At 61.4% G+C, this 25430-nt stretch carries 23 protein-coding genes and 1 tRNA gene; 8 read left to right on the top strand and 16 right to left on the bottom strand.

Annotation, left to right across the window (positions count from 1 at the left end):
- Positions 1-252: 252 nt before the first annotated feature.
- Positions 253-1980: a M3 family oligoendopeptidase gene (locus BLU04_RS10880; RefSeq protein WP_093285775.1), complete on the bottom strand. Its 1728-nt coding sequence runs from the start codon at positions 1978-1980 to the stop codon at positions 253-255.
- A gap of 143 nt (positions 1981-2123) precedes the next feature.
- Here BLU04_RS10880 and BLU04_RS10875 point away from each other — a divergent pair, with 143 nt between their 5' ends.
- Complete coding sequence (locus BLU04_RS10875) at positions 2124-3266, top strand: acyltransferase (RefSeq protein WP_157895293.1); 1143 nt, start codon at positions 2124-2126, stop codon at positions 3264-3266.
- Between the two features lies 1 nt (position 3267).
- Here BLU04_RS10875 and BLU04_RS10870 read toward each other — a convergent pair whose 3' ends face one another.
- The 4 genes from BLU04_RS10870 to BLU04_RS10855 are packed head-to-tail and all read right to left on the bottom strand — an operon-like array spanning position 3268 to position 8639.
- The gene (locus tag BLU04_RS10870; RefSeq protein ID WP_231964857.1) at positions 3268-5688 is read right to left on the bottom strand and encodes a glycosyltransferase; all 2421 of its coding nucleotides are present in this window, start codon (positions 5686-5688) and stop codon (positions 3268-3270) included.
- A complete protein-coding gene (locus BLU04_RS10865; RefSeq protein ID WP_093285767.1) occupies positions 5660-6412 on the bottom strand; it encodes a polysaccharide deacetylase family protein in 753 nt (250 codons plus the stop codon). Before BLU04_RS10865 ends, BLU04_RS10870 begins: the two co-directional genes overlap by 29 nt.
- Positions 6409-7173: a hypothetical protein gene (locus BLU04_RS10860; protein ID WP_093285764.1), complete on the bottom strand. Its 765-nt coding sequence runs from the start codon at positions 7171-7173 to the stop codon at positions 6409-6411. Before BLU04_RS10860 ends, BLU04_RS10865 begins: the two co-directional genes overlap by 4 nt.
- 5 nt (positions 7174-7178) lie before the next feature.
- A complete protein-coding gene (locus BLU04_RS10855; RefSeq protein ID WP_173862568.1) occupies positions 7179-8639 on the bottom strand; it encodes an amino acid permease in 1461 nt (486 codons plus the stop codon).
- Between the two features lie 153 nt (positions 8640-8792).
- On the opposite strand from BLU04_RS10855, the gene BLU04_RS10850 reads away from it, so the two are divergent.
- Positions 8793-8864, top strand: a tRNA-Thr gene (locus BLU04_RS10850).
- Between the two features lie 81 nt (positions 8865-8945).
- Here the strand turns inward: BLU04_RS10850 and BLU04_RS10845 are convergent.
- The gene (locus tag BLU04_RS10845) at positions 8946-10391 is read right to left on the bottom strand and encodes a sigma-54 dependent transcriptional regulator (RefSeq protein WP_093285762.1); all 1446 of its coding nucleotides are present in this window, start codon (positions 10389-10391) and stop codon (positions 8946-8948) included.
- A gap of 161 nt (positions 10392-10552) precedes the next feature.
- Positions 10553-11575, bottom strand: a complete 1023-nt coding sequence (locus BLU04_RS10840; protein ID WP_157895292.1) for an ATP-binding protein — start codon at positions 11573-11575, stop codon at positions 10553-10555.
- A gap of 273 nt (positions 11576-11848) precedes the next feature.
- Between BLU04_RS10840 and BLU04_RS10835 the strand changes: the two genes are divergently transcribed.
- The 4 genes from BLU04_RS10835 (at position 11849) to BLU04_RS10825 (ending at position 17066) form a co-directional block, all read left to right on the top strand.
- Positions 11849-12586 (top strand): glycosyltransferase, encoded by a 738-nt coding sequence (locus BLU04_RS10835; RefSeq protein WP_093285756.1) that lies wholly within the window; start codon positions 11849-11851, stop codon positions 12584-12586.
- Positions 12587-12805: 219 nt separating this feature from the next.
- Entirely contained in the window at positions 12806-14245 is a 1440-nt protein-coding gene (locus tag BLU04_RS10830) for a tyrosine-type recombinase/integrase (protein WP_093285754.1), read from the top strand.
- A gap of 299 nt (positions 14246-14544) precedes the next feature.
- The gene (locus BLU04_RS16535) at positions 14545-14910 is read left to right on the top strand and encodes a hypothetical protein (RefSeq protein ID WP_157895291.1); all 366 of its coding nucleotides are present in this window, start codon (positions 14545-14547) and stop codon (positions 14908-14910) included.
- A complete protein-coding gene (locus BLU04_RS10825) occupies positions 14907-17066 on the top strand; it encodes a DUF3987 domain-containing protein (protein WP_093285751.1) in 2160 nt (719 codons plus the stop codon). Before BLU04_RS16535 ends, BLU04_RS10825 begins: the two co-directional genes overlap by 4 nt.
- Before the next feature lie 570 nt (positions 17067-17636).
- On the opposite strand, the gene BLU04_RS10820 is transcribed toward BLU04_RS10825, so the two are convergent.
- From BLU04_RS10820 to BLU04_RS16525, 6 genes are all read right to left on the bottom strand, one after another.
- Positions 17637-19826, bottom strand: coding sequence for a hypothetical protein (locus BLU04_RS10820; RefSeq protein WP_093285749.1), 2190 nt, complete (start codon positions 19824-19826; stop codon positions 17637-17639).
- A 52-nt stretch (positions 19827-19878) separates the two neighbouring features.
- The gene (locus tag BLU04_RS10815) at positions 19879-20187 is read right to left on the bottom strand and encodes a hypothetical protein (protein ID WP_093285746.1); all 309 of its coding nucleotides are present in this window, start codon (positions 20185-20187) and stop codon (positions 19879-19881) included.
- Positions 20188-20306: 119 nt separating this feature from the next.
- Complete coding sequence (locus tag BLU04_RS10810) at positions 20307-21173, bottom strand: trypsin-like peptidase domain-containing protein (protein WP_093285744.1); 867 nt, start codon at positions 21171-21173, stop codon at positions 20307-20309.
- 14 nt (positions 21174-21187) lie between these two features.
- On the bottom strand, positions 21188-21352 hold the full coding sequence (locus tag BLU04_RS16530; protein ID WP_157895290.1) for a ribbon-helix-helix protein, CopG family: 165 nt from the start codon (positions 21350-21352) through the stop codon (positions 21188-21190).
- A 4-nt stretch (positions 21353-21356) separates the two neighbouring features.
- A complete protein-coding gene (locus tag BLU04_RS10805; RefSeq protein ID WP_093285741.1) occupies positions 21357-21662 on the bottom strand; it encodes a hypothetical protein in 306 nt (101 codons plus the stop codon).
- Positions 21663-21700: 38 nt separating this feature from the next.
- Positions 21701-21874, bottom strand: coding sequence for a hypothetical protein (locus BLU04_RS16525; protein ID WP_157895289.1), 174 nt, complete (start codon positions 21872-21874; stop codon positions 21701-21703).
- Between the two features lie 200 nt (positions 21875-22074).
- On the opposite strand from BLU04_RS16525, the gene BLU04_RS10800 reads away from it, so the two are divergent.
- Both BLU04_RS10800 and BLU04_RS10795 read left to right on the top strand, forming a co-directional pair.
- Positions 22075-22962, top strand: coding sequence for a hypothetical protein (locus BLU04_RS10800; protein ID WP_157895288.1), 888 nt, complete (start codon positions 22075-22077; stop codon positions 22960-22962).
- Positions 22959-23861: a DUF72 domain-containing protein gene (locus BLU04_RS10795; protein WP_093285735.1), complete on the top strand. Its 903-nt coding sequence runs from the start codon at positions 22959-22961 to the stop codon at positions 23859-23861. Before BLU04_RS10800 ends, BLU04_RS10795 begins: the two co-directional genes overlap by 4 nt.
- 73 nt (positions 23862-23934) lie before the next feature.
- Here the strand turns inward: BLU04_RS10795 and BLU04_RS10790 are convergent, their stop codons facing one another.
- From BLU04_RS10790 to BLU04_RS10780, 3 genes are all read right to left on the bottom strand, one after another.
- Positions 23935-24435, bottom strand: a complete 501-nt coding sequence (locus tag BLU04_RS10790; RefSeq protein ID WP_093285733.1) for a hypothetical protein — start codon at positions 24433-24435, stop codon at positions 23935-23937.
- 61 nt (positions 24436-24496) lie between these two features.
- The gene (locus tag BLU04_RS10785; protein ID WP_197672940.1) at positions 24497-24955 is read right to left on the bottom strand and encodes a phospholipase D family protein; all 459 of its coding nucleotides are present in this window, start codon (positions 24953-24955) and stop codon (positions 24497-24499) included.
- 70 nt (positions 24956-25025) lie between these two features.
- On the bottom strand, positions 25026-25421 hold the full coding sequence (locus tag BLU04_RS10780; protein WP_093285728.1) for a hypothetical protein: 396 nt from the start codon (positions 25419-25421) through the stop codon (positions 25026-25028).
- Between the last annotated feature and the right edge of the window lie 9 nt (positions 25422-25430).

Genomic DNA, 25430 nt, shown 5'->3' with positions numbered 1-25430 from the left:
CCGTTGGCGGCACTCCCAAGAAGACCAGCACTCGGAGTCGCATCAGTCCTGCCTGGCTCGCCTCTGAATTGGGACTTATAAGCAGGATCCGGAACGGGATTCCCATAGCTGTCATAAACAACGCGGCCCTGAGCATCCTTCAAATAAGATGCGCTACTCCGAGGCTGGGCGGCACACCCGCCTAGCAGCCATGCGTAAATCCCTACCACCAAGAAGCCCATCCAAAGAGCTTTCATCGCTCCAGACCGAACCTCACCCCAGCTTCGCCATCTCTTCCCGCACCAGCGCGATGAGGGGCGCGATGGTCTTGTCGGTGAAGTCGAAGGCGATGCCCGCGCCCTCGAAGAGCTGCGGCAGGGGCTTCGAGCCGCCGAGGGAGAGGCCGCTGAGGTAGGCGTCGATGGCGGCCTTCCGGTCCTTGTGGGCGGCGCTCCAGACCTGGAGCGCGCCGAGCTGGGCGATGCCGTATTCGACGTAGTAGAAGGGAAGCTCGAAGATGTGGAGCTGCCGGTGCCAGAGGTAGGCGCGGGCCTCGCTCAGGTCGCCGAGGCCGGTCCAGTCCTCGATCCCGCCGAAGCGGTCCATCAGCGCGATCCATGCGGCCTTCCTCTCGGGGCGGCTGTGGCCGGGATGGGTGTACAGCCAGTGCTGGAAGCCGTCGACGATGGCCATCCAGGGGAAGAACTTCACGATCCCCTCGAGGTGGTCCCGGCGGGCCCGCTTCGATTCTTCCTCGTTATAGAATTTGCCCATGTAGGGGGCGCCGAGGAGCTCCATGCTCATCGAGGCGACCTCACAGAACTCGATGGGGATGCCATTCCGGTACCAGTTCATCGGCTGCTCCCGCGCCGCGAGGGTGTGGAAGGCGTGGCCCGCCTCGTGGAGGAGGGTCTCGACGTCGCGCTGCATGCCGACGGCGTTCATGAAGATGAAGGGGACGCGGGCTTCGGGGAGGTTCGCCTGGTAGCCGCCGGGGGCCTTCCCCTTCCGATTCTCGAGGTCGACGAGGCCGCCCTGGCGGAGGACGTCGAAGAAGCCCTTCAGCCGGGGATCGAGTTCGCCGAAGATCGCGTCGGTCTTCTCGAAGAGCTCGTCGCCGGTGGCGAAGGGCTTCAGCGGGGGGCGCGCCTCGGGATCGACGGCGAGGTCCCACGGGCGGAGGGTGTCGACGCCGAGTTTCGCCTTCCGTTCCGCCTGCATCTCGCGGACGAGGGGGACGATCTGCTTCTCGATGGCGTCGTGGAAGCGGAGGCAATCGTCGGGGGTGTAGTCGAACCGCTCCCGCGAGGCGAAGAAGTAGGCCCGCGCGTCGGCGAACCCGGCCTCCTTCGCGATCTCCTCCCGGAGGACGAGGAGCTGGTCGAAGATCTCCTCCAGCTTCTCGCTGTCGGCGAGGCGGCGGGCGGCGACGGCCTCCCAGGCGGCCTGGCGGCGGGCGCGGTCGGTCTCCTCCTGGATGCGGCCCATGCGGGGAAGGGTCTGCTCGGCCCCGTCGAAGGTGACGGTCATCGCGCCGGAGATTTTCTGGTAGCTCTGGCAGAGCTTCGCGGTCGCGGTCTCGCGGGGGATGTTCTGTTCCCGGTAAAGACGGACGGCGGTCGCGACGCTCCGGCGGAAGACGGCGTAGTAGTCGGGCAACATCTCGAAGGCGGGCTTCGCGACGAGGGTTTGCCAGAGGGCGAACTGGCGGGGCTTCAGCGCGGGGTCGAGTTCCTCGACGAAATGGAGGTAGGCCTTCTCCCGCTCGGGATCGTCGGTCTGGCAGGTCATCGCGATGTACCGCTCGGAGCGGGCCTGGTCGATGGCGCTGTCGACCTCGCCGTAGGAGGCAAGCCACGTCTCGAGCTCCGCCGCCGTCGCCGCCGCCTCGAGGTCGGCCTGAAGGCGACCGTAAAGGCCTTCGAGGGTCTTGAGATCGGTCAGGTCGATCCCGGCCGGGAGATAGGTGCGGGGGGAATAGGGAGCGGTGGAGAACTGCATCGGTCCATTAAAGCCGATTGCCCGGCGGGGGCAAGAAGGGAGCCGGTCTTTGGAGAGAGCGCAATATAACTTGTCATGGCTCCGGGACGAGATTAGACAGGCAAGACATGGCTCATCCCGATCGAGGCGCTCTCCCTGATGCCATGAGCCAGCCTCCTTCATCGTCTGGAGAAAGACCTCAGGGCTCTCCGTCCGGGAATAAACTGCTGGGACTCGAGTTGATTCGCTTTCTTTCGGCAATGGCTGTCGTCGTCTTCCATTACCGGCATTTCGCCTATATCGGGAACGATCCGATCGGTTGGGTGCGGGAGAACCAGCCCTTTTATCCCCTACTGAAGTCCCTCTACGACTTCGGGAATTATGGAGTCCCGATTTTCTGGTGCATCAGCGGTTATATTTTCTTCTGGAAATATGGCCATGCGATTCGGGAAAAAAACATTTCCGCAGGGCGATTTTTCATCCTTCGCTTTTCACGTCTTTATCCGCTTCATCTGGCAACCCTCCTCCTGGTCTGCCTGCTTCAGTGGTGCTACCTCACACGACACCACCTCTTCTTCGTCTACCGGGACACCGACACTCTCCATTTCCTCCTCCAGCTCTTCATGGCCAGCGATTGGATCAATCAGAGCCACCTCAGCTTCAATGGCCCGGTTTGGTCCATCTCGTTGGAAGTGTTGATTTATATGGTGTTCTTCTGCGTGACTTTCCGTTTCGGCGCCTCGTTCCGGGTGAGCCTGATCGTGCTCGGGATATTCGGGGTGCTGACGGCGATGCACGGACGGACCCCGCTATTCGATTGCGTCCTTTATTTCTATCTCGGAGGGACGATGACTCTGCTTGGCAGGCTTGCCTCGCCCGATTCAAAATCGAAGGATCTGCTACTGAAAGTTTTGCTGGCGGGTTTCCTGATCGCGACACCCATCATGGAAAAGCTGCTGCACTGGAACCCTCACCCGGGCACTCCCATCGAACCCCTGCTTTCCTATCTTTACATCCCCGCGCTGGTGCTCTTCTTCGCAAGGGATATTTCCATTCCCGACTCCCTGCGGAAATACGTGGAGAGCGCCGGAAACATGACCTATTCGAGTTATCTCCTCCATTTCCCGATTCAACTGGGGCTTGTCCTGATTTTCACCCGATCGGGGCAAGGCGTTCCACTCTACCACAACGCCTTCTTCCTGCTTTATATGGGAATCACTTGCGTCGCCGCATTCCTGGCGTACCGCTATTTCGAGGCCCCCGCCCAAGCCTCGATTCGTAAAAATGGGCTGAGGAAAAGGGCCTGAATTATTCGTTCCAGAATTTCTGGAACGCCCGGTCCCAGCTCCGTTCCTCGTGGATCTCGCTGGAGAGGGCCTGGCGGGAGGCCTCGGTGGGGAGGGCGGCGAGGAAGCCGGAGACGGTGTCGGCCCATTGCTTCAGGTTCCGCGCGGGGACGACGGCGCCGCGCGCAGGGGCGGTGATCAATTCCCTCGGTCCGCCGACGTCGGAGACGACGACGGGGAGGCCGCAGGCCATCGCCTCGATGACGACGTTGCCGAAGGTGTCGGTGGTGCTGGGGAAAAGGAAGAGGTCGGCGGAGGCGTAGGCGGCGGCGAGTTCCTCCCCGGTCAGGACTCCGGTGAAGATCGCGCCGGGAAGGGCCGCCGCCATCTCGTCCCGGAAGGGGCCGTCCCCGACGAGGGCGACGGTGAAGGAGGCACCCCGCTTCTCCAGCTCGCGGGCGACGTCGACGAGGAAGCCGAGTTCCTTTTCCTTCGAGACGCGGCCGACGTAGAGGAGGACGGGCGCGCCCGGCTTCGCGCCCCGGGCGGTCCAGAAATCGGGACGGCGGAACTTCGTGGCGAAGAGGGAGGTGTCGAGACCGCGCGGGAAGATCTCGAGCCGGGAGGCGGGGATGCCGCGGTCGATCCAGCACTGACGGTAGAACTCGGAGTTCGCGTAGATGCGGTGGAACTGGCCGTAGAACCACTGCATGTAGCGCCACGTGACGGTCTCCATAAAGGCGTCGTCGCTCAGGAAGCGGGCGTACTGGGGGAAGTCGGTGTGGTAGATCGAGGTGAGGCGGAGGCCGAGGAGCTTCCCCGCCGCGAGGGCGCAGAGGCCGACGGGGCCGGGGGTGCTGATGACGAGCTCGGTGAAGCCTTCCCGCTCGATGTAGTCGAGGATCTCGAGGAAGGGGGGGAAGCTCATCTTCTGGAGCTTGTACTCGGGGATCTCGAACTCGCCGACGGGGGCGAAGTTCTTCACGGGGATGTCGGTGACGAAGACCTCGGACCGGGAGGTGACGACGGTGAGGTCGGCCCCGGCGCGGAGGCCCGCCGCCGTCATGGAACAGATCGTCCGGGCGACGCCGTTGACGTCCTCGAGGGTGTCGGTGAACCAGGCCCGCTTCTCGTTGCGGAGGAAGGAGGGGACCTCGGGGAGGAATTCCCGGGCGGTCTCGCGGAGGAAGGGCCGCGCGGGGGCCTGCTGCCGGTAGGCGACGACGTAGGGAAGGACGGCCCCGGCGACGGGGACGATCCCGGTGAGGGACTGGAAGGCGTCGAGGAGGCTTCCCCGCTCGACCCGCCGCATGAATTCGAGGAAGAGGCGGTAGGAGAGCTGGTTCGTGAGGTAGGAGGCCATCGCGAAGGAGCGGCGCTCCGGCCCGGCCTCGGTGCGGATGATGGTGTCGAGATCGGTCTTCACCTTCGGATCGGTGAAGAAGGCGGCGAACTCCCGCGAGAGGGTCGTCTCGCCCGGCTTGAAGAAGTCGAAGACCTGGCCGGTCCGGACCGCCTCGACGACGAAGCCCATCTGCTCGCCGAAGGAAAAGTCGGTCGGGTTCTTGCCGGTGACGAACCGTTGCGCCACGGTGCTGAGGAGATTGGCGGCGAGCGGGGCGGTCTTCTTCATCCGGTCCTGCGCGTAGGAGAAGACGGTGTTGTAGAAGCTGCTGGAAAGATGGAGCGGCGTCCCGGCCTCCCCCTGCGGCGTGGCGAGGCCGGAGTGGAGGGCGGCGAAGAAGCCGTCGACGGTGTCGGCTGTGTTGGAATCAACCGCCGCCTCGGTCCACGTCCGCCCGGCGTAGAGGCCGCCGTGGTCGTCGGAGCCGCCGGTGAGGATCTTCCGGTGGAAATCGGCATCGACCGGGGCGAGGTGATGGCGGTCGGCCAGCTGGGCCAGCTTCTCCGGGGTGAGGGAGGCGACGATCTGGCCGAGGACCTGCTGGGCCAGCGGCTCGCGGTTGCCGTTCCGCCCCTCGAAGACGCGGAAGAGGAGGAGGAGCTTCTCGACGTGGGCGGGGGTCAGCTTCCCGTTGATGTCGGAGAGCGGATGGGCGACGCCGTGGGGGAGCTTCTGGACGCGGAGCCATCCGGCGAGGTCGTAGATGTTCTCCCGCAGGGTGGCGATCTCCCGGTGCTGGGCCTCGGTCAGGTTCCAGACGAGGAGGTGGATCTTGCAGCCGTCGGGGAAGTAGGTCGTGACCTCCTCGCTGAGGAAGACGTCGTCATGGCGGGCGGCGAGCTCCAGGGCGCCGTCGATCCGGTTGTGGTCGGTGATCGTCTTCCACCGCATCCCGGCCTGGTGGAGGCGGGCGTAGAGGGCCTCCGGCTGGCTGTAGCTCTGGGGCATCCCGAGCTGCCGCAGGATCCACTCCGAGGGGCGGTCGGAAAAGCGGGAGTGGAGATGGAGGTCAACCCGGCAGAGAGGCATAATCCGCATAGGTTACCGGCTCGAAGCCGCGATCCAATGCCGTTTTCACGACCCGCTCGATTTGTTTCCGGATTGTGACGTGGAGGAGATCGTCGGGATGGAGGCTGATCCGCAGGAGGGAATTCCCCTGGGAGCGGGAGAAAAGGTGCCGGTTCCAGAGGACCGAGACCGTCCGCCGCCACGCGGCCCGGGTGCTCCAGCAGAGGGACTGGGAAGGGACGCTTTCGCCCCGCTGGAGGGAGAGGAACTCCCGGAGCGTCGTCGTGTGGCGGAACCCGGCGGCCCGGAGGACGGGGACGACCTCGGGGCCCATGAGCCAGGCCGGGGCGATGAAGCCGACCGGGACGGGGAAACCGGCCTCGGCAAAGAGGGCGCTCCCGGCGGCAAGCCGCGCCACCGTCTCCGGGCCGGTGAGGTCGAGGAACTCGGCCTCCCGGTTCGTGTAGAGGCGGGTCCAGAAGAGAGAGCCGAGGGCGTCCTTCCGGCCTTGGCGGTCGTGGAAAAAGCCGTGGAGGACAACTTCGTCCCCCTCCCCCGCCCAGGCGCGGACGGTCGCGGCGAAGTCGGGCTCGTCGGCCTTCGGGCCGTGATGGAATTGGGGGACGACGAGGAGGCTCCGGCGGGAGACGCCCCACGCGGCCAGCGCCTCCCGCTGGGCGGCGATCGCCTTCCGGCTGCCGGGGTGGAGGTCGTGGAGGGAGACGACGAGGTGCTTTCCCGCAGTGGCACTCATGCCTTCGATGTTGGCTGGCTCTGGTGCTTGCCCTTGCCCTTACCCAGATCGCTTCCGTAGAGACTCCCGTTCGCCTTCAGGTCCTTGATGATCGTGAAGAGGAAGATGCCGCCGTCGTGGAGGTGCCGGTATTTCGTCACTTCCTTCTGGTCGATGACCTCGAAGCCGTACCGCTCGAAGGTCCGCACGGCCCGCCGCGCCTCGTAGGAGATGACCTGGGCGTAGACGCCCTTTTCCCCCTGCTCGACGAGGTACTTCAGGAAGGCGTCGATGATCGCCCGCGTCCCGGCGACGCTGCGGACCGGGGGGAGGAGGTTGATGTGGAAATGGGGGAGATCCTGCGGGGTCACCGGGTTCTCTTTCCCGGCCCGCGTCATGAGCCACCGGACGTACTGGCGCGTCTCGGCCCCGTAGGGGCGGGTGAAGTAGCGCCAGGCCCCGACGAGGAAGAGGCGGGCGTTGTCCCGGAACCGGAACCGCTTGTATTGCCCCACCCGGCGGGAACCGTTCAGGTATCCCTGGACCACGCCGCCGCTCTCGATGACGAGGGTCGATTCGGGCTCGATGTCGGTGTAATAGCGGGTGAGGTAATCGGCGAAGAGCTCGCGGTCCTCGAAGAGCGGGTCGATCGGCTTCCCGAGGAAACCGGTCTCGGCGCAGATCCGCCGGATCACGGGCCGGTCCTCGGGCCGGTAGAAGCGGACCGTGAGGACGGGCGGCTCGGCCTTGGGCTCGAGCGGGGCCGCGGGGGAGGATTCCATCCTCCCTAGATAGCGTCTTCGCTTCCTTTTTCCAGCCTGCTGTTTTTCCGCGAGAAAAGGAAGTAGACCACGAGGCCGACGGCCATCCAGACGAAGAGCCGGACCCAGGTGTCGTTCGGCAGGTAATACATCGAGAGGCCGCAGAAGAAGACGCCGAGGAGGGGGACCAGCGGAACCCACGGGGTCCGGAACGACCGGGGCAACCCGGGCTGGGTGCGGCGGAGGACCATCACGCTGACGCAGACGATGAGGAAGGCGAGGAGCGTCCCGATCGAGGTCAGCTCCCCGAGGATGCCGATGGGGAAGAGGGCCGCGATCACCGCCGTGACGCCGCCGACGAGGAGGGTGGTGACCCAGGGGGTGCCGCGCACGGCGTGGATCTTCGAGAACGATTTCGGCAGGAGGCCGTCCTCGGACATCGAGTAGAAGAGGCGGCTCTGGCCGAGGAGGAGGCCGAAGATGACCGAGGTGAGCCCGGCGATCGCCCCGAGCTGGATCAAGGGGGCGAGCCACTTCAGGGATGTCCCGACGTGCTCGATGGCGTAGGCGACCGGCGCGGGGCCCGCCATCCCGGGGTCCTTGTAGGACATGAGCCCCGTCAGCACGACGGCGACGGAGATGTAGAGGACGGTGCAGATCAGGAGGCCGCCGAGGATGCCGATCGGCATGTCCCGCTGCGGGTTCTTCGCCTCCTGGGCCGCCGTCGAGACAGCCTCGAAGCCGAGGTAGGCGAAGAAGATGACCCCCGCACCGGCGAAGATGCCGCTGAAGCCGAACTCGCCCGAGATGCCGTCGCTCGGCGGGATGAAGGGATGCCAATTTTCCGGCTTCACGTGGGGGAGGCCGAAGCCGATGAAGAGGAGGATCACCGAGACCTTGATGATGACGATGACGAGGTTGAGCCGGGCCGATTCGCGGATGCCGGAGTAGATGACCCAGGTGGCGAAGGCGGTGATGAGGACCGCCGGAAGGTTGAAGTAGGCCCCGCTGTGGATCCATTCCCCGTGCTTGTAGACCCAGGGGGAGGAAACCAGCTTCGTGGGAAGGTCGATCCCGCAATAGTGGAGGAAGCGGGTCATGTAGCCCGACCAACCGACGGCGACCGTCGCCGCGCCGAAGAGGTATTCGAGGATCAGGTCCCAGCCGATGATCCAGGCGAAGAATTCCCCGCACGTCGCATAGGCGTAGGTGTAGGCGCTCCCGGCCACGGGGATCATCGAGGCGTATTCGGCATAGCAGAGCCCGGCGAAGAGCGAGGCGAGCCCGGCGACGATGAGGGAGAGGACGAGCGCCGGGCCGGCGTGCTCCGCCGCCACGTGCCCCGTCAGGACGAAGACGCCGGTCCCGATCGCCGTGCCGACGCTGAGGCCGACCAGCTGGGGCGCGGTCAACACCCGGCGCAGCCCCCCGACGCGTTCGGCCTGTTTCTGCAAGGAGGCGAACGACTTCTTTCTTAAAAGATCCATGGAGATAGTGGGTTGGGTCCGGAGAGATTTCCCTCCGGGAACGCGTTTGGGAAGCACTTTCCGAGCCCGGAACCGATAAAAGCACGGGGGAACGACGTTCCGGGCTTTTCAGCCGGGACACGCTGCGCCATACTCCCGCACTCCGTTCCCCACGCCGCTTTAGCTCAGTGGTAGAGCAACTGTTTTGTAAACAGTCGGTCGTCGGTTCGATCCCGACAAGCGGCTCCCTTCTCTTTTAGACCCAGATCTAAAACGCAACCTGAACGCCGCGCCGAAAGAGTGGTTTTGGAGGCGGGAGAAACTCCCCTACTCTTCCTTCTCGGAAGCCTCGCGGAGGCCGAGTTCGGTGAGCTTCGTCCGGAGCGTGAGGCGGGAGATGCCGAGCCAGCGGGCGGCGAGGGATTGGTTTCCCTTCGTCAGCCGGATCGCCTGGGAGAGGAGCTCCCGCTCCGCCGCGCGGATCGCCACGGCGTAGGCGTCGGGCTCCTTTGCCGTCGAGGCCCCTTCCAGAACCTCGGCGATGAAATCGCGGAACGGACGGTCGGCCGCCCCCTTGCCCCCGCCGGTCTTGCCCTCGCGGGAGAGCATCTCCTTCACCGTTTCCAGGGAGATCGCGTAGCCGCGCGAGGCGAGGATCGCCTGGCGGAGGAACGACTGGAGCTGCCGGACGTTCCCGGGCCAGGGGAGCGAGGCGAGGTAATCGACCGTCTCCGGGGTGATCCCGGGACGCTGGGCGCCGAGATCCTTCGCGTGATGGGAGATGAAGTAGCCGATCAGTTCGGGCACGTCGCCCTGCCGCTCCCGCAGGGGCGGGAGGGAAATGGTGGCGTCGTTCAGCCGGTAATAGAGATCCTCGCGGAACTGCTTTTCCTGGATCGCCTCCTCCAGGTTCCGGTTCGTCGCCGCGATGACGCGGACGTCGACCGAGATCGCCTCGTTGCTGCCGAGGCGCTGGATCACGCGCTCCTGGAGGGCGCGGAGGAGCTTCGCCTGGGTGCCGGGGCTGAGTTCGCCGATCTCGTCGAGGAAGAGGGTGCCAGTGTGGGCCTGCTCGAAGCGGCCGATCCGCCGCGCCTGCGCCCCGGTGAAGGCCCCCTTCTCGCTGCCGAAGAGCTCGCTCTCCAGGAGGGTCTCCGGGATCGCCGCGCAATTGACGACGACGAAGGGTTTTCCCTTCCGGTTGCTGTAATGGTAGACGGCCTGGGCGACGAGTTCCTTGCCGGTCCCCGTCTCCCCGCGAATCAGGACCGTCACCGGCTTCGCGGCGATCCGGCCGATCTCCTTGAAAATCTTCTGCATCGCCGGGCAGGAGCCGACCATGTGGAGTCCCTCCCCTTCCTTTCCGGCCTCGGCGGGGGTGCCGACCCGGACCGATTGGGTCTGGATGCGGGAGTTGACGATGGCCTTCTCCACCGTCTCCATCAGCTCGTCGAGCTGGACCGGTTTCAGGAGGTAATCGTAGGCCCCCCGCTTCATCGCCTCGATGGCCGTCTCGGCCGAACCGTGGCCGGTCATCAGGATGACGGGGACGAAGGGGTTGCTGGCGCGGAGCTTCTCCAGGAGGTCGAGGCCGTCGAGGCCCGGCATCATGAAATCGCTGATGATCGCGTCATAGTTCCCCTCCTTCGCCATCTGGTAGCCGGTGTCCCCTCGGTCGGCGATGCTGACCTGATGGCCGCACGAGCTCAATGCGGAGCGGTAGAGCGCCCCCATCGCGCGATCATCTTCGATGACTAAAACGTGGCCTGACATGGTGGCTGGAACATCCTTTCCTCCCCCCCGGGAGACGCCCCGTCCGATGATCTCGGTCCGGGCCGCCTATTCTTCGATGACGAAGATTGTAATTCATCCCCTCCCTCCCTGCCACTGCTAAAGAACCCGACTATTACCTAGAACGTTCTAGGCGAGAGCGGTTACTTCTTCCCCTGCTTCCGGGGGAGGCCGATCCGCAGGTGCATGATCCCCATCTCCTCGGGCACGGTCAGGGGGAGCGTCGCCCGGCTTTCGTCGGGGATCTCGATGCGGATCGTCACCCCCTCGTCGACGCCGCCGTCGACGCGGAAGGAGGCTCCCGCCTCGCGGACCAGCCGCCGGACCGTGAGGAGGCCCTTGCCCTTGCCGTGGGAATCCCAACCGGCCGTCAACCGCACCGCCATCGACGCCTCCATTCCCTGGCCGTAGTCCCGGATGAAGAGAACGGAACGCTCCACCCCGCGGATGAAAAAGAGATCGATCCGGGTCCCCTTCGTCGTGAAGCGGCAGGCATTGCCGACCAGCTCCTCGATCACGGCCCGGAGGACCTCCATGCTGAAGGGAAGGAACCCGTTATCGATGAAACATTCGAGGTCGGAGCTCCGGCCGAACCGGAAGACGATCTCCCGGGCGAGCTCGTAAATCTGATTGGAATGGACCCGGCCTTTGCCCAGCCCTTCGCCCCCCTCGTCGTCCCAGCTCAGGGAGGCGGCGTTCGGCATCGGATCGGCCGTTTCCCAGTCGTTCAGGACCTCGGCGACCTTTTCCTCGGCCCGTTCCTCGGCGGCGCGCCATTCGTCCACCTGGGAGAGATACTTCCGGGCCAGAGCGATCAGGTCGCTGCCCGAGATATCGTCGGCGACAATCGCATCGGGGTCGCGGCCGTCGAGCGCGTCGGGGAGTTCCTCGCCGCCGCCGAGGAGGATGAAGGCCCACGCGCCGCCGCTTTCCCATTCCTCATCGAGGAGGCGGAGCAGTTCCTCGCCGCGCACCCCGGCCACCCGGTCGGCGCAGAAAATCACCTCGGGCCGAAGGAGACGGGCCAGGGAGAGACCTTCCCGGGAGTCAGCCGCTTCCTCGACGCGGAAGCCCGCCCATTCCAGAACATCCCGGCGTTCCTGCCGGACGGAGGCTTCCGCATCGATGATCAGAATCAAACCGGACTGCTTGGTGTTCGCTTTCACACAAGGAGAGTCGCTTAAGCCGTGCCAAGGTAGCGGAGGAAACCACAACCTGATCCAATAAAGCAACTTACGAAGTTAACCAGATTAACCCCACTCCATCAAAGACCCCACCTATTGGCCAATCCTTATTCAAAGGCTGATCAAAAAGTAACCATCTTGCCCCAGGGGAGAGAGAAAAACGGTCGCGCCCCATTTTCCGCGCCCCAGCCAAAGAGAGCGGCCTCCCAGTTGCCCCTTGCCAGAATCGAAAAAAACCGACTTAATCAGCCCTCCATGTCTCAGGCCGTCGCCCCCGCTCTCTCCGTCGTCATCCCGGCCTATGAGGAAGCCGAGAACCTCCGCGGCATGCTCCCGGCCCTCCACCAGACCCTGGGAGGATTGGGGATCTCCTACGAGATCGTCATCATCGACGCCCACGAAAAGCGGGACGACACCGCCGAAGTCTGCACCGCCAACGGGGCGCGGCATTATTACGGGGAAGGAAAGTCCTCCTACGGCGGGGCCATCCAGCAGGGCATCCGCCTCTCGCTGGGCGAGCGCGTCGTCATCATGGACGCCGACGGCTCCCACAATCCCTCCTTCATCGCCACCCTCTGGGCCGACCGGGACCGGGCCGACCTCCTGATCGCCTCCCGCTACGTTCCCGGCGGCCATACCGACAACCCGAAGATCCTCATCTGGATGAGCCTCTTCGTGAACATCGTCTTCCGGATCGTCCTCGGCCTCCGGGTGGCCGACGTCTCCAACAGCTTCCGCCTCTATCGCGGCGCCGACCTCCGCGCCCTCCGGCTCGAGTGCGTCCACTTCGACATCGTCGAGGAAATCCTGGTCAAGCTCTCCATCTACCATCCCGCCTATCGGATCAAGGAGATCCCCTTCTTCTTCGAGCAGCGTAACGCGGGCAAGACCAAGCGCGACCTCGTCGCCTTCGCCATCAGCTACGTCACCACGCTCCGCCAACTCTGGAAGCTGAAGCACGCCGCCTCCCGGGACCTCAAGGCGACGAAGTAAAACGGGACAGGCCTCGCGTCCGCGCAAGGCCCGTCAAAGAATCGGAACGCGGGGTGCCGTTCCGGCGATCATCCCGAAGAAATCCCACTCTAACTCTCTGAACGAGAGGAGCTTAAAAAGTGCCGCGAGTAGGACTTGAACCTACAACCAATTGATTAAGAGTCATACCTTTTACTCTGGTGTTGCAGTAGGACGTAGAATTAGCGTAAAATTACACTAATGCGCGCCCTGACCAAAAAGAAGACCCTTCGTGAGGTGTTTCTCGACGGTGATCCGTCCAACGTCGAGATCCCCAAGGGTCTTCCCCCGGGCGTCGGGCTGGGCAAGAACGAGGGAGGCAATGGCAGCGTCACGTGGCGCGTTCGTTTGGGCGAACGCTTCCTCGGAATCATCGGTAGCCGGGATGAGGCGCCGGTCCCTACGATGGAGGCGGAAGTCGTCCCCCTCCCCGGCGGCATCCTGAACTACCTCGTAGCTGCGCGGCCGGACGTTCAGATTCCCTTTTTACCAACGACCTCGCCGAACCGGGGCAACCCCGCCAATGCCCTGCCCAAGAACAAGAAGAAGAGCCGGGCGATCCTGAAGGACTTCAAACACAAGGAGGAGGCTCGTCGCTGGGCATGGGAGCAGTATTCGAAGCGGGACCAGATCACCGCGACGCGCCTCGAACCGGCCCAGCTCAACGAAGCCGCCCTCGCCTTCGGCAGGATCAAGCAGTTCCCGGGTCTTACACTCACTCAGGCGGTGGAGGACGGCATCAAGCTGGGCCGTCCCTCCAAGGGGGTGATTGGTTGGGAGGCCGCCCTCGCCCTATTCTTGGATGACCCTCGCCCAGCCCCCCTCCTCCCCAACTCGAGGAAGGACTACTCCGGGACCATCCGGAACTTCTTCACCGACCATCCGCGCGCCAAAGTCCACGAGATCCAGAAGGACGATGTTTCCGACTGGATCGACGAGGACGCTTGGACCCGGGGAAGCCAAGCTCACCATCTTCGCAACCTGAAAGCGTTCTTCGCTTGGGCAAAGCGCGACGGTTATGTCGGCGTCGACCCCGCCATCGACATTCCCCGCATCGACTACGATGCCGATTGCGCGATCCTCACCCCCGAAGAGGCAGCCGACCTCCTCACCAAGAGCGACGGACCCATCCGAACGGCGACCGCGTTGGGTCTCTTCGCCGGGCTCCGCTCCAGCGAGATCCAACAGCTCGACTGGGCGGCCGTCGGCGACAAGGAGATTCAGGTCTCAGCGCGGATCGCGAAGACCCGGAAGAACCGGATGATCGCGATTCACGCGACCCTGAAGGCTTGGCTCGATCTCGTCCCGGAAGAAGAGCGCGTTGGGCTCGTGGCGCCGACGCCCTGGCGGTCTCACTTTGAGAAGGCACGCGAGGCCGCGGGCTTCTTCACCCCAGAACAAGCGAAGGAAGCTAAGGAGAAGGACGGCACAGTGCTCAAGGTCTGGCCCCGCAATCCCATCCGGCACTCCTTCGGCACGTACTTTCTCGCAGCTACGTCCGATGAGGCGCGGACGGCGGCGATGATGGGCAATAGTCCCGACGTCATTTTGAAGCACTATCGGACAGTCGTTAAGGAGCCGGTCTGGCAGGCGTACTGGGCTATCCTTCCTGGCAAAAAGGAGAGATCGGCGGCCAAATAGGGATTGTGTCGCGACCTGTCGAGACCGTTATTGACAAGGTATTTCGTTTCGGGTAGAGTCCGCCCATCAACTGGCTTGTACTTGCCGTGTTTGCCGGGGGCTACGTCCCTCTGCTTGCTCTCGATCCACGAGGACTGAGAGCCCTACGAAACTGGGAACGTCCGTTGTAGATCTAGGTCTTAGGCAGTAGTCCCCCTCGGCGACGAGGTGTTAAATCGCAGGAATTTGCCCCTGCGACGGGCCGCGCCGGCGCTTGAACCGCCGAGACCTTCCAATCGCTAACCACGAAAGGAAGGCCCATGCCTTCGCGCAATTCAGAAGTCGACATCGAGAAGATCGTCGAAGAGGTAGTTAATCGTATCGGCGCCGAGGTCGTCCGACACCTCACCCGTCGGATGGTTCCCCGCGCCGAAGTTGTCGGTAAGATTGGGAAAGAAAAAGACCTCCGCCGCTGCGAAGAGGCAGGATGGATCACGAGAGCGTCCGGACAGGGTCCCCGGGCGAAGGCGCTCTACAGGTCGCGGGACGTCGAAGCTCTTCTAGATCGCTATGACCAAGGTCTGCGCCCCCCACCCCTCCGCTGCGAAGTCGAATACGAGCGACCGGCACCGAGAAGGCGCCGTCGCCGCGCCGATGAAAATGTCGCCCAGCAGGAGGCTGCGTGAGCGATCTCCCCGCCAAAGTGGCAGGCCCGGCCGGGGCTGCCACGTCCATCCCACTCGACCTGTGGCAGGAGGCCAAGCTCTCCCTTACAGAGGAGATCTGCGAGACGTTCGGACCGATCCTCGGGGTCGCGCCTGATACGCTCTGGCAGTTCCCTCATCTCGGCGCGCACGAGGGCAACCTCGCGCTGCCGATCGAGAAGGAAGGTAAGGTCGTGGCGCTCCACGTCCTGACCAAGGAGGGCAAGGCGTACACCTACCCGAAAACGAAGCTGACTCCCCTAGTGGTGGGGCACCTCCCGATCACTGAGGTCATCCACGTCTTCTCGTCGGCTCGCCACTACCTGCAGGTCATGGCCAAGGTTGAGGGAGTCCTTGGGTTTCCCGCCACCGTCGAGTTCCCGGCAACGGTCATCGTCGATCGTGGCGGTGTCCGGCGATCGAAGGACGCAATGCCAGACGAAGTCTCCGAGAGCGTGGACATCTTCGACATGATCCAGCCGGCGCAGCACAAAGCCGTCGTTTGGAAATCGGAAGAGCATGGCGAGTGGGCGGATGCCATCATCAAAAGGCTGGTCCAGAACGACATCTGGGTCGTCGGGTTCGTCAACGGCGGCGACCATGGGGAAGCACTCCGGAACGCACAGCAGGTTCGGACCGCACCGCTGATCGACCCGGACTACGACGCCACCTTTCCCTCTGGTGCCCTGCCGCTCCTCCTGCGGCGGATGGTCCGGGACTACGAGCGCGTCCACGTCTGCCCGCCGATCATGCCGCTCCTCGTGGCATTGAGCTGCGTCAGCGGCTCGACGTTCGCGCGGGTTCGGCTGAAGCGCGGCAAGGGTTACACTCACTCGAACATCTACTCGCTCATTATTGTACCCTCGGCAGGTGGCAAAAGCGTCGTAGGCGGGGAGATCGGCGAACCGATTCGGCGGTTCAACAGCTCCCTCATCGCGAAGCACGCTGAGCAGGTGAAGAAGGACAAGAAGGCGATGCCTGCCCTCGAGCAGGACAAGGAGATCGTGAAGCTCATGCGGCGGAAGGCGAAGATGGATGCCGGTTCCGTCGCCGCCCCAACTCCCTGCCTCGATGAGGCTCTCGCGGATGTCGAAGAAAAGATCCAGGAGATCAAGCACCGCGAGAAGTGGAAGCCGAACTTCGTCGTCACCGACTTCACCAGCGCCGGCCTCGAAAAGAAGCTGTCGGGTGCCGTGGGCGAGTCGCTCTTCGGCTTCCACACGGACGGCCGAAAAATCGTGCTCATCACGTTCAAAGGTCTGTTCTCGAAGACCTCCACCCCTGACGACTCGCTCCTCATTCAAGGTTGGAGTGGCGACCACCTCGACTCGATTCGGGCGGGGCGTGACGAGGAGAACGTCAACGAGCCGCGGCTCTCGGTTTGTTGGCTGACCCAGAGTGACCAGACTGGGAAGATCGTAAACGAGGAGTCGGTGAAGGGCGGCCTCTTGCCACGCTTCCAGTTCTGCCTCATGGATCAGGGGATCAAGCAGATGGGCCTCGAGCTCGATCCCATGATTCAGGCGAACTGGAGCGGCTTCTCGACGGATCTCCTGCGTTTCTGCCACCGGTTGGCGGAGAGGGGCGAGTACCTTGACCTCATCGGCAGCGAGGAGGTTATGGAGGTCTTCCGCACCTTCAGCACACGGATCGAGGCGGAGATCGAGAGCGAGACCAACCTCGCCGGGGCGAGCAACTTCGCGCGCCGCTGGCCGGAGAAGGCGATGCGGATTGCTCTCCTGCTCCACCTGCTGCATCAGGATTCGGGCATCATGGCGGCCTTTGCCAAGGCGGCAAAAGAGGCAGGCCCGACCGTGAGGATCTCGTGCTCGATCCCGGCCAGCATGAAGACGATGTCGGTGGAAACGGCGAAGGCGGCTGTCGAGCTGACGCTCTGGCTGGCACGGCAGGAACTGTTCCTCCTGGCCCCCTACCTCGCGGGCGAGGCGAAGGTGCGGGAGGACAAGGTCATGGAGGAACTGCAGAAGCGGGGGAGCATGACGGTGCGGGAGCTGTCGAAGTACACCCATATCGAAGGCCACGACCTGCGGGCGTCGCTGGCAGAGCTGGTCGCACGGAGACGGATCGTCAGCCGGAAGCAGGGAAAGGCCCTGCGCTACGCCACGGTGGGCCGGTAACGGTTCCTGGCAAACGAAAGCCCTCCCGGCGACGGGAGGGCTTTTTCATTCCAGCAGCCGCCGCAAGTGCCGCAAACAGGGTGCGGCACTTGGCTCAGAGTAGACATCGGGCGCTGCGGCACTTTGCGGCGCTTTAACGCATGGTCCCAACGCCCATCGCCTCTGGGGCGATCTACCTTTCGTCGTGCCGCTTACAACGCGAGGCGAAGCCTCGATGAGGCGCGAAGTGCCGCAAATGCCCTATAACACCCTCGGCTCCAAGAAATGGCTACGTCATCCCCAAAGGCCATTGGGCCAAGAGGCCCTGAACGGCTTCGCCTTCTGCTTGCTTCCCTTTTTGGCGATGGCTCTGGAAATCCTCAATTCTGCGGCACTTAGAATTGAATATATATTATAACCTCTTCTTTTATAGGTATATATAGACATTCGACACCATGCAGCGATGCGCCGCAAAGTGCCGCAACCGGTCGGATTTACTCTGACGGATGTGCCGCAAATCGCTGCGTCACTTTGCGGCACTTCACGATGACCAAAACGCCGTTCTGCCTCGGACCGTCAGGGCCGAGGTGATTAGGCTGCGGCCGCGGGATTAGGTGCTGGAGTATGGCCGGAGCGCTCCTGATTCAGCATCTTCCGGATCTTCCGATCTCGAAGGTAAACAGGAAGGCGTCCGGTCTCCTTGAGAGACTCGTCAACAGCCTTGATCACTTCCGCGGGAATGAAGCCAAGGGCAGATACCTCAATCGCCGTGGGTAGTGTGAAGGTCGTCGCTTTATTTCCGTCCCGTTGAGCTAAGGATAGGTGCCGCAGGAGGAAGTCAGGCGCCATGGTCGCCGGCCCTTTACGGCCCGCGTCCGTGAAGGTCTGATTATCGACGTTGTTCGTGGTGAAATCGCGGGTCATCCACCACCACGCCTCACCCTTCCCCGGCCGAACAATCGCATCCTTCCGAAGTATGTCGATTAAATGGATGGAGAGGGAATCGTTCGTTACCAGCGTCTCGATGTGCCTTACGTCGATGCTTTCTTTCACCTTCCGCTTATCAAAAAGGATTTTTCCAAGGTCCTCTACCTTGGAATGGTCGAGTTGCCGACGTTGGTCGGCAAAGTCGTCGAACTCAATCCCGAGAACGCTTTTAAGGAACTCCTTTAAGTCTTCGACAGGAGTGTCTTTGTCGCAAAAGCGCTCTAGGAATTTCTCGAAGCCCTCCGTCGCTCCAGCTTCAATGTACGCCTTCGCCAACTCGGAATGATCGTAAGGTGTTTTAAACCGGGCGTAGGACTGATGGATCGCATTCGCGGTATGAATCGTGGAAATCAGTTCGTTTATGGTTTCCTTGCTGGCGAACAGCTTTACTCCTACCTGTTTAGCCGCGTTAAGGAGTTGGGTCATTCGGCCAACCGTTGCATCTTCGAGCAGCCTCTCGCACATGCAAGGAACAATGATACTGGCATCGACGATCAACATCATCCCTCGGATGACGCTATTGAGGGCCTCCTGGACATCCGGCGCCTGCCGAAGCGCAAAGTAGAGGAAGTAGCTGTCCCGAACGTGCCGAAAATAATTTGTGACCTCTCCTTCGTCGCTTCTGAGCAGCCGCTCTGCGGCGAAAGGCACAATGTCCAAGACCTTCTCGGGCTCTACTGCTCGGAGTGACTTGAGAAGGTGGCCCTCATTGAGGCAGATTTTCGTGGTCAGCTCCACCAGCGAGACAATGGGATTCGCCAACGTCGGACCGGGTATCAATGCCCGCGCTGCCGCCTCGCTTTTCCGATACAGCATGGCTTCGGCCACGATTCGGGCATCATGGGCAAATGCCTCTTCATCGAGGTCGTACTCGATCTCCTTCTCCAGCACAACGTGCCGAACGCAATCCAGCGCGAAATCATCGACCCGCCTTTGCATCAGCACCAAGGCTCGAAAACTAGCCTCGTTCGCGATTCGTCCCGCGACCTCGGGAGCGAAGCCGTCCACCAGCACGCCGTTTACCTTTTCGTGATGTTTGACCTCGGATTTTGAAAAACGCCCAAGACAGCCATCGATTCGCGCCCGCAAACGCTGGGACTCTTCAGTTGTGATGAACGACCCGACCGTTCGATATATCTCCTCACGCGGGATCGGGGCGTCGGGTGTTCCATTCCGGATCGCGTATTTCACCATCGCCTCAAGGCAGACGAGATTGACGTTCTTGCCTGGACTCTTGTTTCCGACGGTAACTTCGAGGTAAGCCAGCGCCGTCCTCTTGTCTACTTCGGAAAGTAACCCTTCGTGGACGAGCGTGCTGATGCCAGCGGCCGTTCCCACCATCTTGGCAATTAACGCATGGCAGGCTCCACGCGTAATGTCGTTGCTATTGGCGTATTGGACAAACCAAGCGAGGTCCCGAATGTAAAGGGCGACCTCCTTCTTCTCTCGGAGTTCCGTCGTAAGAGTATCTGCCTTCGCCGTGATGACATGCGGACTCCCGTAAATCAGAATCTTTACGGTGCGACCGTCCTCTTCGAGGGCTTTGACGGTGCTGTTGATTTTGCCGACGAAAGCAGGCGTAACCGAGTGTTGAATGAAAACGCACGGCTGGCCCTCGGGAAAATAGACCACCCCATCCCGTGCGCCGTCTCCAATCCCACCAATCGGCACCAGCTTAGAAAACTCCGCCGAGAGTAGCTGATTGGCAAACTCCTCGAAGATGAATCCGTCTTCCCCGGAAAGCGTCCGCAGTGCCAACTTTAGAGTATCTAGAGGAACAGCGGGGATCGACATGAGGCTAGAATAGGTAAATCGCCTCGATGGTCGATTCCATTGTGGCACGACGTCAGGCAACGCCCGCCAGCGCGACGGTCAGGGCAGTAGGACGAACGAGTAGGACCTGTGGCTCCTGACTGCGGTCGAGGAAGGTGACTAGATTTTGTTCTCGGTAAAAGGTAGCAACCCGATCGCGCGAAAGCTTCACTTCGCCGAGAACCTCAATGTCCCGCAGCCTATCGACCTCATAGCCCTCGAGGACAATAGTCCTGGAGCCGGTCTGCATCCCTCCTTCCACCTCTGCCAACGGAAGGACGAGATCAACGGGCTTTGAATCAGCGGCGCACCGCTTGTTCCACTCTTCGTCCGATAGGGACATGGGACTTTCTTCCATGGTTTCCCAGCCTATCACGCTTTCCCCGTCTGACTAGGGTTTGGCCCAATTGTCCCGGCCGGGGCACAGCTCGATCACTTGCCTAGCCTCGTGCGATCGAGGAACTAGAGATTATTTTCATCGGCGATCTGCCGAATCACGTAGGTTTTTATCACCCGGCCTATCCCAAGGTACTCAGCAGGGTCGATCTCGGGACGAGCCTTTTTCTTTTTTCCCTTCTTCTTCACGTTCGCGTCCGGTTTGAACACGAACCGCCCGACGTAGATCCCGAGCAGACGATGCTCCCGGGCCTGCCCCTTCACCTGTTTGTGCACGACGACCGGAGCGCCTGACAGGCCGGGGCGCGTAACGGCGTCGACGAGGAAGAGCGGCTCCTCGTTGAAATTCAAGGTTGGCTCGGAGGCGATGTGCGCCATCTTCCAGATGGGAAGGACCTTCTGTCGATGATAGTGGGCCAGACCCTGCGGGAAGCCGATGATGTAGCAGAGCCCTGAAATTGCAGTCGGCACCGCGTTCACTCGCAGATTATCGCTCAGCAGCAGTTCGTCGTAGCAGGTCGCTCGCTCCGGAAATTCGACCGGAAGCAACGTCACATCCACAGTCGGCCCTTCGCTATGCTGATAGAATCGAGGGGAGTTGTTGTACTGGCAGTTCTCTCCCGTGTAGAGCTTTTCCACCACTGTCCCGAAGGCGCCGTCCATGACAACCAAGTTAGGACCACCGCCCTTGGAGTGCTTGTATTTGCCGGTGTCCGGTTCTTTTCCGGTGAGATTGTGGAGGGCGGTTAAAAGGTAGGCTTTTTCCCCGATCTTAACGAAACAGCCCGAGCCTATGGCTAGGATAACGCATTCACGTTCCGTTTCAAAAACCATCCGCAAGCGGACCGCTGCCAACGACAGTACGTCGACGAATTCTTGGGCGTCGCTCTCGGGTTCGAATGGACGGAGTCCCGTCTGCTCAAGAAAGTTCATTGCCGACGATTTTCTTACTTTGAGACCTTCGCCAAGTACTCCCTCACGGCTTCGCGGAGGTGATAGGCTTCGCTCTCCCCGCTCTCGATGACGAGGTGGTTCCACGCGTCCTTCATCTGCCGGGTGACGCGGGCTCGGAGGACGGATTCCTTGTTCTGCTTCTGTGCTGCTTTGGGCATAAGGTCAGGTTTTCTTGTTCTTTGCTTCGACAATCGCTTTCTGAACCATCCCCGGTGAGGAGGCAAGAGATCCGATCCCCCATCCGCCGTACTTGCTGACGACGGCCTGGACATTGGGGTTCGGGTTCTCCCAGTCCGCGAGGACGGCGTTCCAGCCCTCAGTGAAGTCGGCATCGAGCTTGGGTGCCGTCGTCATTCCCCAATTACAGGCATCGGTGATGGCTTGCTGCTCGGTTGGCGTGAGTTTGGCGGGAGCCCGTTTGCGGAGTTCGAGGAACTCGGCAACGGACATCATCGCGAAGAAAGGCATGGGTTAAATTAGGCTCCGTCCAATCGAGCATCAAGCGCCTAGGGGACTACTATCACCTTGCCTTTCGGATGGTAATAATTCTCCTCTGCCTCCTTCACCGGTTCCTCACCTTTCTCCATGTCCTTTTTCGCTCGAAGTGCGATAGGGATTCCGATAGAAAGGACGGCGATTGTTCCGAAAGCAATCAGGGTCGAGATGATGATATTTTTCATAGTCCACCCGGCTCTTTGCGGTGACCAAGCACCCCGGTCAAGATCTCCCGGCGTGCGGAAAGTGTTTACTTTGGTAAATGAGACCTCTGGACGGGCACGGTATGCTGCTGGGGATGGCTGGGCCTCTCTACCTCCTCCTCTCTGTTTCTCGCCGCTGGCACGTAAAAGCTGATGGGCTCCTCGATCATCGCGAGCATCCCATGAAGATCGCCCTAGGGGCTCTCGATCTCGCGGAGCTGGCCGCTGTCGTCCACTTCTTCGTCTGGGATCCCGAGAGCAACCGATACTATGCCGAAACCGGCTATCGTGGCCATCTGCCCAACATCCGGGCGTTTCTTAAAAGAGCTTTCTCTCCTAAAGGCTATTTTCCTAACCCCGCCGAACGGGGGTTCTTCATTCCCCGAAGCACCCTCGCCGTCTTTCCAGAGATTGCGGATTACTTTCAGTTGTGGTCGATCCCGCTCCAAAGCCCGGCCGGGGTTTTCCGGGGCGCAACCTCGGCACTCCAGAGGTGGGAAAAGCGATTCATGTGGTCGCTCGATCAGGATCTCCCCTTTCTTGACGCCGTCCCCCTCGTCTCCCCTTTGACTGGCGATTTGTGCCCCCCTAAGAAGGCTCCCATGACGCCCCCTATTCCCACTCCGGCCATCGACCAGCTGATCAAGAAGCTCAAAGCCGAAAAGTTTGATTTCACTCACTCCCTGCCTCCTCCCCTAGTGGAGGTCTCTATCACGACACAGCAGATTGCTGCCCTTGTCTCCTTGGTGAAGCAAGCCAGAGCATTGCATGGAGCGATAGGGGGAACATCTACGTCCTTCCTCCCTAAAGGAACTATTGACGCTCCTCCCAAGGATGCACCCCTTCCGACCTGCTCTCCGGTCTGCTTTTATTATGAAGTGACATTGGAGGGTAAGACCGTTCATCAATTGGTGGCTATTGTCTCTTGGAACGAAGCTCACACGCCCGGCCAGCGTGGTGCTGGACCGACACACGCCAATGGCAGGGAAGGAAAGGATTTGGTTGAGGATTATGGGTACCCCACCAGTCCCTCTCCCCAGCCCAAACCTAAGAGTAATTACGAAAAATGATGATCCGCGTTGGCTGCTCCTCATGGCTCGACCCTGAGTTCATCAAGCATTGGTATCCGAAGGAGGTGCGCGCTGAGGAGCGCCTCCGGTGGTATTCAGAGAATTTCGACTATGTCGAAGTGAACTCCAGCTTCTATGCGGTGCCTGAGCGAAGGAATGTGGCGAAGTGGGTGGAGCAGACCCCGGACGACTTCCTTTTCGACGCCAAGCTCCACAAGGCGCTCTCCCGGCATAACGCCCTGGTGGAGACGTTGCCCCCCTCGATCCGGCCCAAGGGCCACGGATTGAAGTCTCCGGTCCGTATCGACCGTGAGCTGGAGCGGGATCTCGTCCTCTGGACGAAAGAGCAGTTCGCCCCTGTCATCGAGGCAGGCAAGTTCGGGGCCTTTCTCCTTCAGCTTGCCCCCTCCTTCGTCCCCAACCGGCATCGGCTGACGGAGCTGGAGGGTTTGCTCGAGGACCTGTCTCCTCTGCCGCTCGCGGTGGAGCTGCGGAACAAGGGCTGGCTAGAGGGCGAAACCGCCCAGCACACCATCGACTTCCTCTCCGATTACCGAGCTACGCTCGTAGGGGTCGACACCCCGGACATTGAGGACGCCATCGCCATGCCCGCTCTCGACTACGTCACGAACCCCGATCTCGCCTACCTCCGTCTCCACGGCCGGAACGCCACTGGCTTCGTTCAGGGGAGGACCGTCGCCGAGCGGTTCAGCTGGCAATACGGTGAGGACGAGCTGCGGGGCATCGTCCAACGGGTCGAGAAGCTGAAGGGGAATGCGAGGCAGGTCCGTGTCGCGGCGAACAACAACGACAAGGACTATGCCCCGAAGGCCGCCAAGGAACTGCGGCGGATGCTCGGACTCCCGGAGCGCAAGCCCCGTCCCACAAGATTATTTTAACCCGTCTCTTCGTCTTCGCCCTCTACGACGACCAAGTGCCAAAAGGGAATCCCTGGATAGCTCCCGATACCGGCTAGCCCTTTCGGCGTGCGTCGTCCTGCTCAATCTGAGCCATAATTTTCTCAAACCAATATTCCGATAGACTAATCACGCCGTTTGGTCGGACAGGCCGAGAATACAGATAGTAGTCACAGCCCAGCGCGTTTTCACTGCGATTGGCAACCCCGCAACCAGTGCAAATAACGGTAAGTCCGTGCTTAAAGACCTGTATCGTCGGTTGCCCCTCGGCTTCGTAAATTGTCTCACCACCGCTCGAAATCTTCCCTTCGTAGAGATAATCATGAAGGTACTGAGGGCTGTGCCTCTCCAAGGAACTTAAAAACAAATCGAGGACGCTCAGTTCTTTATGGCAACCCTGACAAAATAGGTGATTTTTGAACCTCCACCCATGGAGCGTTTCGCTTCCCTGGAGAATATTTTGAATAATCCTAGCTTCGTGCGGCTTCACTGGATTCGTAAGCATATTTGCTTTGGAGATGAACGCCGCGGCTTGCTCTTTCGTCAGCCTTTTCATTTTTGTGCCTTCTGTTGAGTTTGTGATTCGGCCCCGTTTGTGCCCGGTTTAAACCTCAAGATCAAGGTTGGTAGGCCCGAGAAAGAGCCAATCTCTTCTCGAAGTTTTCGTTGTACTGTTTGGCAAGCGTAGGTCGTCGATGAATGACGAGGAGGTTCTCGACGTTACTGCTCTCCGCCGATTTCGTGAAATTGAAGCTGCCGGTAATGATTGTCTTCGAGTCGATTACCATGACCTTGCTATGGGCGATGTGGGGGAGGTAGTCGATCCAGACCGGAATCCCGGCGTTGGCGAGGAACTTCGCCGAGCTGTATTTCGCCGTTTCGTTGCTCTTGTCCAGAATGGCCCTTACTGCCACTCCCCGCTGTTTCGCCGCGAGGATCGCCTTGGCGATCGGAGCGGACGAAAAGCCGTAGGCTTGGATCGTCACGGTCTCCTTCGCCGCCCCCAACTCGCGAACGACGGCCTCCATCGCCCCGCCGTTCGGCGAGAAGAAGACGCTGATGGAGGCGGCCTTCAATCCCTGAAACGGGAGGAGAATAGCGACGAAGAGAAACAGGAATCGCCAACCAATCATCATCTGGATTAGTTCAAGGCCACTGAGGGGGAACCTTTCCAACAAACACGCCCCCGGAGACAAACGGCTCGACACTCATGGGCGACCGATCGGAAACATTCTCTTCAGGCTCTCCCTTCAAGTGAATAGGATTCTGCTTACGAAGGCCGAGGAACGGGGGGCGCCACACGTTGTTGTCCCATTCGAGATCCCGGTCGGCGATCTTCGACAGCTCCACCGGCACGGCGTCCTTATTGACGATCATGACGTTTTGAACATCGGGAGAGTAGCCGGTATTAAGCTCAATGCTCGAGAGCTTCGCAATAACGACGGAGAGGAGGACCGTGTTCAAAACGAGCGTCCCGATCCCGATCCAATTATTCAGGGAGATCCCATTCAAGGCTCCTTTCACTTTTTCGATATTCATCATGCTGTCCTC

Origin of the sequence: Verrucomicrobium sp. GAS474 (assembly GCF_900105685.1) — a bacterium.
In the GTDB taxonomy this organism is placed as follows: Bacteria; Verrucomicrobiota; Verrucomicrobiia; order Methylacidiphilales; family GAS474; genus GAS474.
This window is presented reverse-complemented; position numbering and strand designations above follow the sequence as displayed.

Coding starts and splice junctions, on each gene's coding strand:
- BLU04_RS10835 (WP_093285756.1), top strand. CDS start 11,849: ATGTCTCAGGCCGTCGCCCCCGCTCTCTCCGTCGTCATCCCGGCCTAT.
- BLU04_RS10865 (WP_093285767.1), bottom strand. CDS start 6,412: ATGAGTGCCACTGCGGGAAAGCACCTCGTCGTCTCCCTCCACGACCTC.
- BLU04_RS10815 (WP_093285746.1), bottom strand. CDS start 20,187: ATGTCCCTATCGGACGAAGAGTGGAACAAGCGGTGCGCCGCTGATTCA.
- BLU04_RS10780 (WP_093285728.1), bottom strand. CDS start 25,421: ATGATGAATATCGAAAAAGTGAAAGGAGCCTTGAATGGGATCTCCCTG.
- BLU04_RS10790 (WP_093285733.1), bottom strand. CDS start 24,435: ATGAAAAGGCTGACGAAAGAGCAAGCCGCGGCGTTCATCTCCAAAGCA.
- BLU04_RS10845 (WP_093285762.1), bottom strand. CDS start 10,391: ATGTCAGGCCACGTTTTAGTCATCGAAGATGATCGCGCGATGGGGGCG.
- BLU04_RS10820 (WP_093285749.1), bottom strand. CDS start 19,826: ATGTCGATCCCCGCTGTTCCTCTAGATACTCTAAAGTTGGCACTGCGG.
- BLU04_RS10880 (WP_093285775.1), bottom strand. CDS start 1,980: ATGCAGTTCTCCACCGCTCCCTATTCCCCCCGCACCTATCTCCCGGCC.
- BLU04_RS10795 (WP_093285735.1), top strand. CDS start 22,959: ATGATGATCCGCGTTGGCTGCTCCTCATGGCTCGACCCTGAGTTCATC.
- BLU04_RS10870 (WP_231964857.1), bottom strand. CDS start 5,688: ATGCGGATTATGCCTCTCTGCCGGGTTGACCTCCATCTCCACTCCCGC.
- BLU04_RS10860 (WP_093285764.1), bottom strand. CDS start 7,173: ATGGAATCCTCCCCCGCGGCCCCGCTCGAGCCCAAGGCCGAGCCGCCC.
- BLU04_RS16525 (WP_157895289.1), bottom strand. CDS start 21,874: ATGAAAAATATCATCATCTCGACCCTGATTGCTTTCGGAACAATCGCC.
- BLU04_RS16530 (WP_157895290.1), bottom strand. CDS start 21,352: ATGCCCAAAGCAGCACAGAAGCAGAACAAGGAATCCGTCCTCCGAGCC.
- BLU04_RS16535 (WP_157895291.1), top strand. CDS start 14,545: ATGCCTTCGCGCAATTCAGAAGTCGACATCGAGAAGATCGTCGAAGAG.
- BLU04_RS10830 (WP_093285754.1), top strand. CDS start 12,806: ATGCGCGCCCTGACCAAAAAGAAGACCCTTCGTGAGGTGTTTCTCGAC.
- BLU04_RS10875 (WP_157895293.1), top strand. CDS start 2,124: ATGAGCCAGCCTCCTTCATCGTCTGGAGAAAGACCTCAGGGCTCTCCG.
- BLU04_RS10810 (WP_093285744.1), bottom strand. CDS start 21,173: ATGAACTTTCTTGAGCAGACGGGACTCCGTCCATTCGAACCCGAGAGC.
- BLU04_RS10855 (WP_173862568.1), bottom strand. CDS start 8,639: ATGGATCTTTTAAGAAAGAAGTCGTTCGCCTCCTTGCAGAAACAGGCC.
- BLU04_RS10805 (WP_093285741.1), bottom strand. CDS start 21,662: ATGCCTTTCTTCGCGATGATGTCCGTTGCCGAGTTCCTCGAACTCCGC.
- BLU04_RS10800 (WP_157895288.1), top strand. CDS start 22,075: ATGAAGATCGCCCTAGGGGCTCTCGATCTCGCGGAGCTGGCCGCTGTC.